General features: G+C 69.9%; 10 protein-coding genes. 8 read left to right on the plus strand and 2 right to left on the minus strand.

Annotation, left to right across the window (positions count from 1 at the left end):
• Window positions 1-35 precede the first annotated feature (35 nt).
• Window positions 36-590, minus strand: a complete 555-nt coding sequence (trmB, locus tag GF068_RS24945) for a tRNA (guanine(46)-N(7))-methyltransferase TrmB (RefSeq protein ID WP_240807376.1) — start codon at window positions 588-590, stop codon at window positions 36-38.
• 156 nt (window positions 591-746) lie between these two features.
• Here trmB and GF068_RS24950 point away from each other — a divergent pair, with 156 nt between their 5' ends.
• Window positions 747-2,798 carry a hypothetical protein gene (locus GF068_RS24950; protein ID WP_338046557.1) on the plus strand — a complete coding sequence of 684 codons (2,052 nt, stop codon included), beginning with the start codon at window positions 747-749 and terminating at the stop codon, window positions 2,796-2,798.
• Window positions 2,799-2,816: 18 nt separating this feature from the next.
• Here the strand turns inward: GF068_RS24950 and GF068_RS24955 are convergent, their stop codons facing one another.
• Complete coding sequence (locus tag GF068_RS24955; protein WP_153821967.1) at window positions 2,817-3,446, minus strand: hypothetical protein; 630 nt, start codon at window positions 3,444-3,446, stop codon at window positions 2,817-2,819.
• A 104-nt stretch (window positions 3,447-3,550) separates the two neighbouring features.
• Here GF068_RS24955 and GF068_RS24960 point away from each other — a divergent pair, with 104 nt between their 5' ends.
• The 7 genes from GF068_RS24960 to GF068_RS24990 all read left to right on the plus strand — a co-directional run bounded on the left by GF068_RS24960 (window position 3,551) and on the right by GF068_RS24990 (window position 12,160).
• Entirely contained in the window at window positions 3,551-4,501 is a 951-nt protein-coding gene (locus GF068_RS24960; protein WP_153821968.1) for an aldo/keto reductase, read from the plus strand.
• A 36-nt stretch (window positions 4,502-4,537) separates the two neighbouring features.
• Window positions 4,538-5,362 (plus strand): 3'(2'),5'-bisphosphate nucleotidase CysQ family protein, encoded by an 825-nt coding sequence (locus tag GF068_RS24965; RefSeq protein ID WP_240807378.1) that lies wholly within the window; start codon window positions 4,538-4,540, stop codon window positions 5,360-5,362.
• Window positions 5,363-5,374: 12 nt separating this feature from the next.
• Entirely contained in the window at window positions 5,375-6,523 is a 1,149-nt protein-coding gene (locus tag GF068_RS24970; protein ID WP_153821970.1) for an NAD(P)/FAD-dependent oxidoreductase, read from the plus strand.
• Window positions 6,524-6,533: 10 nt separating this feature from the next.
• The gene (locus GF068_RS24975) at window positions 6,534-7,376 is read left to right on the plus strand and encodes an SDR family NAD(P)-dependent oxidoreductase (RefSeq protein ID WP_338046558.1); all 843 of its coding nucleotides are present in this window, start codon (window positions 6,534-6,536) and stop codon (window positions 7,374-7,376) included.
• Between the two features lie 241 nt (window positions 7,377-7,617).
• Window positions 7,618-9,393 carry a HEAT repeat domain-containing protein gene (locus GF068_RS24980; RefSeq protein ID WP_153821971.1) on the plus strand — a complete coding sequence of 592 codons (1,776 nt, stop codon included), beginning with the start codon at window positions 7,618-7,620 and terminating at the stop codon, window positions 9,391-9,393.
• A gap of 95 nt (window positions 9,394-9,488) precedes the next feature.
• Entirely contained in the window at window positions 9,489-11,429 is a 1,941-nt protein-coding gene (locus GF068_RS24985) for a sigma 54-interacting transcriptional regulator (protein WP_153821972.1), read from the plus strand.
• Between the two features lie 158 nt (window positions 11,430-11,587).
• On the plus strand, window positions 11,588-12,160 hold the full coding sequence (locus tag GF068_RS24990; protein ID WP_153821973.1) for a hypothetical protein: 573 nt from the start codon (window positions 11,588-11,590) through the stop codon (window positions 12,158-12,160).
• The last annotated feature ends 51 nt before the right edge of the window (window positions 12,161-12,211 follow it).

The following is a 12,211-nucleotide window of genomic DNA, read 5'->3' on the forward strand; positions in this document are numbered from 1 at the left end:
GCGGTCGAGACGCGCCGAGACGCGTCTCGACGAACTCAACGCGGCCGGCGTCGATACCGCAGCCGCGTCACGGGCAACCCGTCCGCGATCGCGTGATGCTCGCGCGGGCTCCTCGCGCCGTACGGGTTCTCGGCCATCCGCGCCGAACCCGGCTCGTCTCCGCTCGGCTCGAAGGCCTCGTGCGCGCCGATCTGCGCCTCGTACATCTCCGCCCGCTCCGCCACGTCCGTCTGCACGTAGAACGCGCCGCCGTCACGCAAGAGCCGCGCGATCGAGTCGAGCAGGCCCGGCCCCATGACGAGGCGCTTCGCGTGCTTCTTTTTCCACCAGGGATCGGGGAAATGCATGAAGAACGTGTCGATCGAGGCGTCCGGACCGAGCCGGGAGAGCGCCTCGCGCGCGTCCGCGTTGAGCACGCGCGCCCGCGCGCCGAGGCCCTGCTTCTTCAGACGCTCGTCCACGATCGACGACCACTTCAGCCGGATCTCCAGGCCGAGGAGCCGGCGATCCGGCGCGGCCGCGGCGCGCTCGAACAGGAAGCCGCCGCGGCCCGGGCCGATCTCGATCTCGACAGGAGAATCCCCCGGCAAGATCGAGGCGATGTCGACCGGACCCTCGTCGGGGAAGCGAGCAGCGTGAGCGTAGGGATGGTTGGGGCGCGGCCGGAACACCATGACGGGCGCAAACAAGCACACACGCGGCCGGATGGGTAGCGGGCCTGTGGTTCGGCCGGTATGGTCGCGCCCGTGACGCCTCGGGACGTGGGCAGACGCCTGGCCCCTTACGCCTTCCCCCTCGCAGCGAGCCTCGTCCTCGGCGCCCTCGCCGTCCGCGGCATCCTCGAACGCGCAGGCCGCCCCGCGCTGCCGCTCGACGACGCCTTCATCCACCTGCAGTACGCGCGTCGCCTCGCCGAGGGTCACTTCTTCTCGTACATGCCCGGCGAGGGGTACACGACCGGCGCGACGAGCTTGCTCTGGCCGCTCGCCCTCGCGCCGCTCCACCTGCTCGGCCTGCGCGGGCTCTCCTTCGTCTGGGCCACGTGGCTGCTCGGCACGCTCGCGCACGCGGCCCTCGCCGTCGAAGCCGGGCGCCTCGCGCGTCGCCTCGCAGGCCGCGCCGCGGGCGTCGGCGCCACGCTCATGTGCCTCGGCTTCGGCGCGTTCGCCTGGTTCGCCTGGAGCGGCATGGAGACCATCCCCTTCGCGTGGATGCTCCTGCGCACGGCGCGCGTGTCGGCCGCGTATTGCGAGCCCGATCCGAGGGCGCCCGCGCCGGGCCGTCGCCACGCGATCGAGGTCGCCGCGTTCGGCTTGCTCACGCCCCTCGTTCGCCCCGAAGGCGCCGTCGCCTCGGCGCTCGCCGTCGCCGCGCTCGCCTCGCGCCCGAGCGGCGAGGGCAAACCGCGCAGGCTCGTCGCGCTCGTCCCCGCCATGGGCCCGCTCGTCGTGCCGCTCTTGCACCTCGTGATCGCGGGGCACGCGGCCTCGTCGACCACGATGGTCAAGTGGCTCCCGGCGAACCCCGCCTACGACCGCGCCGGCGTGATCACCTTCGTCCAGTCGAACCTGCGCCTGCTCTGGCAGAGCGTGCTCGACGGCGGCGAGTGGAGCGCGGTGTTCGTGCCCGAGAACTTCCTCGTCCCCACGATCCTCGGCGTCGGCGCGCTCGTCTTCCGCGCGCACCGCGAGCGCCTCCCGTGGCATGGCGCGTTCGTCCTCGCGCTCGTCCTCGCCACGGCGCTGCCGTGCACGTACCTGAGCTTCCTCTGGAACCGCGTCCGTTACGTCTGGCCCTTCTACGGCGCGCACTTCGTGCTGCTCGCCTGCCTCGCCCGCGAGATCGGCGGACTCGCGCGTCGCTTCGGCAAGACGCAGGCGCCCGTCACGCCCATCGTCCTCGGCCTGTTCACCGGCGCCCTCGTCACCAAGCTCCCGTGGACGCTCTCGGACCTCGCGACGAGCGCGCGCGCGATCGATCACCAGCAGGTCACGCTCGGCTTCTGGGCGCGCGAGAACCTCCCGCGAGACGCGCGTATCGGCGTGAACGACACGGGCGCGATCGCCTACGTCTCCGAGCGCCGCACCTTCGACGTCGTCGGCCTGACGACCGAGGGCGAGTCGCGCTACTGGACGTTCGGCGCGGGCTCGCGCTTCGAGCACTACGAGAAGCTCTCCGCGGAGCGGAGGCCCACGCACTTCATCGTGTACCCGCAGTGGATGGCCTGTCCACCCGTGCTCGGGGAGGAGCTCCACCGCGAGACGGTCGTTGATCAATCGATCCTTGGAGGTCCAACGATGATCGCGCACGAGGCGCGCTGGGACCTGCTCGGCACGGGGGCGCTGCCGCGCGTGGCGACGCCGGAGGGCGCGCTCGCCGACGAGATCGACGTCTCCGACCTCGAGTCGGAGGAGACCCACGGCTACGCGCGGCTCGGCGCGTCGGACCAGGACAACGTCGCGGTGATGGCCGAAGCGCCCCGAGGAGAAGAAGAAGATACGCCCCCCGCGGAGATCGCCGACGGAGGGCGCATGCGCCGCTCGCTCGACCGCTTCAGCACGAACCTCGCGCAGGGCCGCGCCGCCGCGCTCGTCCTGCGCGTCTCGGCCGACACCGACGTCGAGCTCGTCGTGCGCGCCGGCGGCATCGAGGTCGGATCGGCGCGGATTCCGGCCGGACCGTGGGTCGAGCGTGTGGTCATGATCCCGCCGGATCGCGTCTGGGCCCGGACGGAGCTCGAGGTCACGCCGCGTGAAGGCGGCGTGTTCCATGCGTTCCACTACTGGCTCTACCAGTGACGCGCTCGGCTCCGCGGATCACGGTCCGTCCAGCCGATGCGTGGCGTTCACGCTCGCCAAGGTCTCCGTGACCGTCGCGATCGCCCGCCGGATCGCGCCCTGTGGCAGCGGCTCCGGCCGCGCGGGCGCGATCGCCGCGCAGAGCGCCAGCGCCGTCACGTAGAGCGCGCCCATCACCGTGAGCAGGCGGCGCGTCTCGCTCGGGATCCGCACCCGCTCCTTGCCCGTCGCCTCGATCGCCACGAGCCTCGCGCGGATCTGCACCGGCCCGAGCACGATCACCGCCCGATCGCCCTCCTCCACCTCGAGCGAAACCGGGCCCATCACGAGCCGGCCGAGCCCGTCTTTTCCGTGTGTTCGTCCTCGCGCGCGCGGCGGCACGTGGAGCGTGAATTGCCCCTCTCTCACCTCGGCCACGGCGATCGCCTGACCTCCGTACTCCGCCGTCGGGATCCGCGCGAGCGTGTCCGGGGCCTGCCCGATCCAGCACGCGCCGCCTTCGAGCACGTGGCGCACGCCGAGCACCTCGGTGCCACGCAGCGCGACGAGCTCGAGCGCCTTGTGTGCGCCCTCTGCCGCCTCCACATCCCGACCCGCGGAGGCCTTCTCCCCCTCCGTCCTCGACGCGAAAAACGGCTCCTTCGCCATGGTTCCCTCGTAAACCTTCCTGGTTCCGGGGCGGCTCGATCGGGAGTGCGCGCGCGGCGCGTGATCTGCCATGCACGATGGACGGACACCTCCGTACGTTGTAAATGCAGCCCGTGCGAAAGCGGCCTCTGGGCAAAACCTCCCTCGAAGTCTCCGAGCTCGGCCTCGGCACGTGGGGGCTCTCCGGCGACGGCTACGGGCCCGTCGTCTTGCCGGAGGTCGATCGCGTCCTCGATCGCGCCGTCGCGTCCGGCGTGAACCTCTTCGACACCGCCGACGTCTACGGCCGCGGCGCGATGGAGAAGAAGCTCGGCGCGCGCCTGCCCAAGGACAAGACCTACGTCGTCACGAAGATCGGCACCGACCTCGAGGCCTCGCCCGCGCAGAAGCGCTTCGACCCGAGCTACCTGCGCGTCGCCTTCGAGCGCTCACGCGAGCGGCTCGATCGCAGCCCGCTCGACGTGGTCCTCCTCCACAACCCGACGGAACACGCGCTCGCGAAGACCGAGACCGTCGCGTTCATGAAGGAGCTCGAGGAGCGCGGCCTCGTGCGCGCGTGGGGCGTGAGCGTCGGATCGGTCGAGGTCGGGCGCGCCGCGATCCGCGCGGGCGCCAGGGTCATCGAGCTCGCCTACAACGTCTTCTTCGCCAAAGACCTGCACGCGCTCTCCGCGGACGTGAAGGAGCACGGCACGGGCGTCCTCGCGCGGAGCGTCCTCGCCCACGGCCTGCTCACCGGCCACTGGAGCCCCGAGCGCGAGTTCTACGCGGGCGACCACCGCGCCGATCGTTGGAACTCCAAAGAACTCGCCCAGCGCATCCAGCAGCTCGACGCGCTCCGCCCCTTCGCCAAGGCCGAGGACGTGGGCACGTTGCGCAGCGTGGCGCTCCGGTTCGTCCTCGCGAACCAGCTCGTCTCCTCGGCGATCGTCGGGCCCCGCTCGGTCGCCCAGTTCGATCAGCTCGAGCGCGAGGCGGGCGAACCGCCGTACCTCAAGGACACCGTGATGGTCGAGCTCGCCGCGCGCCTCAAGGCGGTCGGCGTCGAGGTCTGACGGAGCGAGCGCCGAGGCACCATGGAGAGCGCCAGCATGGATACCGATCTGGAGGCCGTGCTCTCCATCGCCCGCGAGGCGGCGGAGATCGTCCGCGCGGTCTACCGGACGCCCTTCGCCGTGGAGATGAAGGGCCCGAACGATCCGGTCACGCGCGCCGATCGCGAGGCGAACACGCTCATCTGCGCGCGCCTCGCCGAGGTGTTCCCGGGTGTCCCGATCATCGCCGAGGAGACGCCGCCGGAGAGCCTGGCCGAGGCGCGCGAGATGGTCCGTCACGAGCGCGTCTTCTTCGTCGATCCCCTCGACGGCACGCGCGAGTTCGCCGATCGGAACCCCGAGTTCGCCGTGATGATCGGCCTCGCGATCGCGGGCCGCGCCGCGCTCGGCGTGGTCGTGATGCCCGAATCGGGCGAGGCGCTCTGCGGCCGCGTCTCTTCGTCCCCCGTGGCCTTCGTCGAGGGCCCGGACGGCGCGCGCCGCCCGCTCTGCGTCACGGATCAGCGTGATCCCACGAAGGCCACGATGATGGTCTCGCGCTCGCACCGCCCGCGCCTGGTCGAGCCCGTGGCCGAGCGGCTCGGCGTCCGCCGCATCGTCCCGTGCGGATCGGTCGGCGTGAAGGTCGCGCGTGTCGCCACGGGAGAAGCCGAGATCTACGTACACGGCGGCAGCGGCGCGAAGCTCTGGGACACCTGCGCTCCCGAGGCGATCCTCGTCGCCGCGGGCGGCCGCTTCTCGGACCTCGACGGCGATCCGATCGACTACGCCTACGGCGGGCTCGCGCTGGAGAACGGCCTCGTCGCGACGAACGCCGCGCTGTTCGACACCGTGATCGAAGCCCTCACCGCTTTGCGCTAGGCTCTGCGCAGCATGCGCGAGCGAGCGAGCGTGGTGATCGTGGGGGGCGGGATCATGGGCCTTTCCGTCGCCTGGCACCTCGCGAAGAACCACGGCATCACGGACACGGTCGTCGTCGAGAAGGGCTACCTCTGCGGCGGGGCGAGCGGCCGCAACGGCGGCGGCGTGCGGGCCCAGTTCGGCAGCGAGGAGAACATCCGGCTCATGCAGGAGAGCATCCGCATGTGCCGCGACTTCGCGGCCGAGATGAAGATCAACGTCTGGTTCCGCCAGGGCGGCTACCTCTTCCTCGTCCGGAACGAGCGCGCGCGGAAGAACCTCGAGAAGAGCGTCGCCCTGCAGAACGAGTGTGGCCTCGCGACGCGCCTGCTCGAGCCGAAGGAGGCGCAGCGCATCGTGCCCGAGCTCGACATCGAGGGCGTCTTGCTCGCGAGCTACAACCCCGACGACGCCGTCGTCTTCCCGTGGCCGTTCGTCTGGGGGTACGCCGAGGGCGCGCAGCGGCTCGGCGTCGAGATCGAGACCTTCACCGAGGTGACGGGCTTCGAGACGCGTGGCTCGCGGATCGAGGGCGTCGTGACGAACAAGGGCACGATCCGCGCGCGCCGCGTGGTCAACGCCTGCGGCGCGTGGAGCCCGCTCGTCGCGGCCCTGCTCGACGTGAAGCTGCCGAACCGCCCGCACCGCCACGAGATCTGCTCGACCGAGCCGCTCAAGCCCTGGCTCAAGCCCCTCGTCGCGGACCTCTCGAACGGCCTGTACTTCTCGCAGTCGATGCGCGGCGAGATCGTCGGAGGCATCTCGAACGAGGACGTCCCCGAGGGCCTCGACATGGGATCGTCCCACAGGTTCCTCGCGCTCTACGCGCGCGCCCTCACGGCGGCGGTGCCCCTCCTCGGCAAGGTGAAGGTCTTGCGCCAGTGGGCGGGCTGCTACGACCTCACGCCGGACGCGAACCCCATCGTGGGCGAGGTCGACACGATCGAGGGGTTCTACCAGGCCTCCGGCTTCATGGGCCACGGCTTCATGATGGCGCCCGTGATGGGCAAGCTCCTCGCGCAGCACATCGCCGAGGGCACGAAGCTGCCCCTCTTCGACCGCTGGAACCTGCGCAGGTTCGCCGAAGGCAAGCTCCTCTCGGAGTCGATGATTATCGGGTAGACTCGGGCCCGTGGGCGAGCTTGTCCTGATCACGGGGACGTCGAGCGGCATCGGTTTGTCCGCGGCGATCGAGTGCGCGGCGGCGGGGCACAAGGTCGTGGCGACGATGCGCGACATCGACCGGCGCGAGGCGCTCGAGCGGGCCGCGAGGGCGCGCGGCGTACGGGTGGACGTCGAGCAGCTCGACGTCGTCTCCGCGACCGCGGGCGACAAGATCCGCGAGCTCGTCCTGAAGTACGGGCCCTTCTTCGCGCTCGTCAACAACGCGGGGATCGCCATCGGCGGGCCGTTCGAGGAGCAATCCGAAGAGGACGTGCGCCTCCAGCTCGAGACCAACCTGCTCGGGCTCATGGCGACCACGCGCGCGATCCTCCCCTCGATGCGCGGCGCCGGCCGCGGCCGCATCATCAACGTGTCGAGCACCTCGGGCCGCGTGGCCATGCCTTGCCTCTCGATCTACGCGGCCTCGAAGCACGCCGTGGAGGGCTTCAGCGACGCGCTCCGCTGGGAGGTCGAGCCCTTCGGGATCGACGTGCTCGTCGTCGCGCCCGGCACCTTCCGCACGCCGATCTTCTTCGAGAACCTCAAGCGCGGCGCGCACGTCGCCGCCGAGGGCCCCTACGCCGCGCTCATCCGCAGGGTCGAGGCGCTCGCCCTCGATGGAGCGCGGCGCGCCCCGCCCCCCGACGAGGTGGGTCGGACCCTCTGCCGCCTCGTCGGAGAGCCCTCCCCCCCGTTCCGGACGATCGTGGGTCGCGACGGTTTCGCGATGACGACCCTACGCGGTGTGATGCCTGACCGTTTATTCGCGCTGGGGCTCCGCCGAGCGCTCTCGCTTTCGCGGGTTCGTTGACACGTCGAGCGACCACGAATAGCGTGCTGCGCGAGATCGCAGGCTAGCTGGGTCGCTTTCTGCAGTCATCCGGGGGACTTGGCCTCCGGGGGAATCGGCTCACTCGTCTTCGGCATCGCGCTGTCATTCGTTTCCGCTCTTGAGTGGCGCCGTGGTCGTCGTGATGCGGGGGGCATCTGGGGCCAGTCCAGCGCACGCCCGCCGTGCCGAAGCCGCTTCTGAGGGAACGCCGGAGGAAGACATGTTCCGCAATGCACGCCGAATTTACCCCACCCTTCGCTCGCTCCTCTTGGGGGCCGTCGTCGCCTCGGGGGTGACCGTCGCGACGAGCGCCGTCGTTGGCTGTGGCGGGGACGAGAATGATCCCGCGACGCACGTCAAGAAGCTCTCGGATCCGGCCACGCGCGTGCCTGCCGTGAGCCGCCTCGTCCAGTTCTTCGAAGACGCGATGACGAAGGACAACAAGGACAGGAACGGCCCGAACGTCAAGCCGCTGCTCGACAAGATCGTCGAGCCGATGTCGCAGCTCTGCGCGACCGGTGATCTCGACGAGAAGACGCAGTCGAAGGTCGTCAAGTTCCTCTCCGACGCGCGTGATGCCCGCGGCGCGCCGTGCCTCATCAAGACGCTGAAGGACTACAAGCCCGACAGCACGGAAGAAGACGTCCGCGCCGCGGCGCGTGGCGTCGGGCCGATGAAGGCGAAGGAGGCGGCGGGCCCGCTCTTCGAGGCGTTCACGAAGCTCCGCCACTCGAAGCCGAAGGCGTCGCTCATCACGCGCGACGTGCACGACGCGCTGCTCGATCTCGCCGATCCCTCGTGGGAGAGCCAGTGCACCACGATCATCGGCAAGCCGATCGCCGACCGCAAGGACATCAACGTCCTCAAGGACGAGTTCTACCACCAGATCACCTGCGCCGAGATCCTCGGCCAGTTGAAGGCCGCGAGCGCGGTCAAGCCGCTCATCAAGATCGTGCTCTCGCCGGTGAAGGCGGACGCGCAGGCGACGGCGATCTACGCGCTCATCAAGATCGGCAAGCCCTCGATCGATCCGACGGTGAAGCTCCTCCAGGGCGGCGACAGCGAGCTCATGGACTACGCCAAGGGCGAGTTCCTCAAGGCGAACACCGGCGCGGACGGCAAGGTGCAGGACGCCGCGAAGAAGATGGCGGACACCGCGTACGTCGCGCCCGCCGCGCTCATCCTCGGCAGCATCGGCCGCGAGGAGGCGGTGCAGCCCATGATCGACGCGATCGCGAAGGCCGACGACACCGGCAAGGTCGTCATCGCCCGCGAGCTGCTCAAGCTGCCGACCTCGGACACGGCCCTCAAGGCGGTGCAGGGCGTCTACGAGAAGACCTCGATCACGATGACGATCCCGCCCGGCGTCGGCGCGCGCGAGCAGCTCCTCGAGACGATGGGTTACCTCTTCGACGCGAGCCTCGTGCCGTGGATGGTCAAGAACGCGCTCGACGCGAAGGGCGAAGACGCCGACCTCGAGCCGATGCGCGCCTCGACGCTCCTCGCGGTCACGAAGCTCATGAAGGCCGACCAGGTCGCCGAGGTCGACAAGCTCTTCAACTCGAAGACCACCGGCCCCGACAACAAGCCTTCCACGCTCGGCAAGGGCTTCGAGAAGGAATACAAGATGGCCACCGAGCTCCTGAAGGAGTGCGGTGACAAGCTCGACTGCTACTTCGGCAAGCTCGCGGATCCGAACTCGCACGTCGGTGACAAGCAGTTCATCGGCATCAAGAGCGCGTACATGGTCGGCGTGCTCGGCGGCGACGCCGCGCGGCCGAAGCTCGTCGAGCTCCTGCCGAAGATCACGAACGCCGCCACGAAGTTCATCTCGGTCCAGGTGATCGACCGCCGCTCCGCGAAGGGCGACGCGACGATCGCGGGCCAGCTCCAGAAGATGGTCGACGAGGCCGAGGCGACGAAGGACTCGAACAAGATCGCCGCGGTCAACCCCTTCAAGACGGTCATCTACCGCCTGAACGCGCGCGGCCAGTAACAAACGCGCGTCGGACGCCGGACCCCCCTCTTCCACCGGAGAGGGGGGTTTTGTTTTTCTGCACGGTGAATCCAGGCGTAGTATCCGGCCGCTTTATGCTGGTGCTGGAGGTAACGCAGGGGGTCCTCGCGGGGCGGACGTTCGAGGTCGGCGAGGAGGTCGTTCGTATCGGACGCGCGCCCTCGAACGACGTCGTGCTCGAGGACCAGCACGTCTCCGGAGAACACGCGCGGATCGTCGTCGGTGCCGAGCGCGCGCTCCTGCACGACAACCGCTCGACGAACGGGACGACGCTCGTGCGCGGCGATGAGCGCAAGCGCGTGACGCCGGAGACCGGGCCCGTCGAGCTCGAGTCCGGCGACGTCGTCGAGCTCGGCTCCGGCGACAACGTGGCCGCGCTGCGCGTCAGCCTCGAAGGCGACGGCGACAAGGCCCGCGTCGTGCAGCTCAAGCCCATCGAGGAGATCGTCCCCGCCGCCGCCAAGCTCGAGCGGGATCCGAACCAGCTCGGCAAGCTCTACGCCGCGCAGAAGCGCATCGCCGCCGGCAGCGATCTCGATCAGGTCCTCATCGAGGTCGCAGACGCCGCGCTCTTCCTCGTCCCGAGCGCCACGCACGTCACCGTGATCCTGCGCGACGACGAGGACGGCGGTGATCGCGGCGCCGTCGCCTACGTGCCCGTCATGACCCGCGTGCGCCTCGCGAGCGGCGCGGGCGGCCCTCCGCGTGGCCCCGTGCCCGTCGCGCGCAGCGTCTACCGCAAGGTCGTCAAGGAGCGCGCCGCCGTGCTCGCCGCCGACGCGCCCACCGACGTCGGCCGCACCGAGTCCATCATGGGCGCCTCCATCCGCAGCACGATCGGCGTCCCCCTCTTCCGCGGCGAAGACATCATCGGCGTCCTCCAGATCGACAACCGCAGCGCGCCCGGCATGCTCCACGCGCACGACGTCGAGCTGCTCGGCGTCCTCGCGTACAACGCCTCGCTCGCCGTGGCCAACGCGCGCCTCATCAAGCGCCTCGTCTCGGCCGAGGAGCGCCTGCAGAAGGAGAACACCTTCCTGAAGGGCCGCGAGGAGAAGCGCCGCGGCGGCAAGGACGTCGTCATCATCGGCCAGAGCGAGCCGATGCAGCGCGTCCTCGCGCAGCTCCAGAAGGTCGTGAACACGCGCGTCACCGTCCTGCTCGAGGGCGAGACCGGCACGGGCAAGGAGGTCATGGCGGCGCGTATCCACTACACCTCGAACCGCCGCGACAAACTCTTCGTCGCCCAGAACTGCGCCGCGCTCGCCGAGACGCTGCTCGAGAGCGAGCTCTTCGGCCACAAGAAGGGCTCGTTCACGGGCGCGACCGAGGACAAGAAGGGCCTCTTCGAGATCGCCGACGGCGGCACGCTCTTCCTCGACGAGATCACCGAGACGCCCCTCTCCTTGCAATCGAAGCTCCTGCGCGCATTGCAGGAGGGCGAGATCCGCCCCGTCGGCGCCACGAGCCCGAAGCACGTCAACGTCCGCATCGTGACCGCGACGAACAGGAACCTCGAAGAAGAGGTGAAGAAGGGCCGATTCCGCGAGGATCTCTACTACCGCCTGAACCAGTTCCCGATCCGCCTGCCGCCGCTCCGCGAGCGCCGCGAGGACATCCCGCTGCTCGCCTCGCACTTTTTGAAGCGGTACGCCGAGGAGCTCGGCAAGCACGTCGGCGGCTTCGCGCAGCAGGTGATGGAGCTGATGATGGCCTACGACTGGCCCGGCAACGTGCGCGAGCTCCAGAACGAGGTCCAGCGCATCGTGATCCAGCTCGATCCCGGCGCCTTCGCCACGCCCGACCTCCTCTCGCCGCGAATCCGTCAGGTCGAGGGCCTCGTCAACCGCGCCGGCGTCACCCGCGGCACGCTCAAGGACATGATGGACGTCGTCGAGAAATACCTCCTCCTCGAGGCCCTCCGCGATCACAACAACAACAAGACGAACGCCGCCAAGACCCTCGGCATCACCCGCGAGGGCCTGCACAAAAAGCTCCGCCAATACGGCATCTGAGCCGAGCGTATTGCCAGGACAACCCCGCCGGTTTGTCCCTCCACGATCCGTCTCGGCCTCACCCCTCGGCCGCGCCCTCGGCCCGTTCGTCGAGGCCCGCCCGCGGCGCACGCCGGCCTTGAGGGGAAAGCGCAACTCGGTTACACTTCGTCCGAACGATGTACAGCATCGAGAGCCACGTCGGCAGGCTGATCGAGGTCCGGTTCTGGTCCCCGGTCGGCGAGGGCGAAGCGATGAGCTGGCGGCGTGATCACGACGCGATGCTCCAGTCGGTGGTCGGCAACTACATCGTCCTCGTCGATATGACCGACGCCAACGTCTTCCCCCCGGACATGGTGGAGGCGTACGTCGCGACGATGCGCAACGAGCCACGCCTGCTACGCGCGGCGCTCGTCCTCAGCGCGAGCCCGACGCTCTCGCTCCAGATCCAGCGAATCCTCCGGGACGCCTTCCACCCGCATCGCCGCACCTTCCGCGACGTCCGCGAGGCCGAGCTCTTCCTCGGCGAGGTGGTGACGCTGCCCGAGCGCGCGCGGCTGCGGGAGATCATCGAGCGTCGCGCCGAGCAGGGGGCGCCGATCAGCGCGCAGCCGGCGAGCGTCGGAGCTCCTCCGAGCGCGGGGACGCCGCCGAGCTTTCGCGGGCCGCTCACCACGCGCACGCCCACGCCGGCCACCGTGCGAATCCCGGCCACCCCGCGTTCGTCGTCGAGCGGGCACGGCGAAGGGTAATCTGCGCCGCGGCAGCCTCGCTCCTCCGCTTCGCCTCGCTCCACGCGCCGA

Source organism: Polyangium spumosum (assembly GCF_009649845.1).
Classification (GTDB): Bacteria; Myxococcota_A; Polyangia; order Polyangiales; family Polyangiaceae; genus Polyangium; species Polyangium spumosum.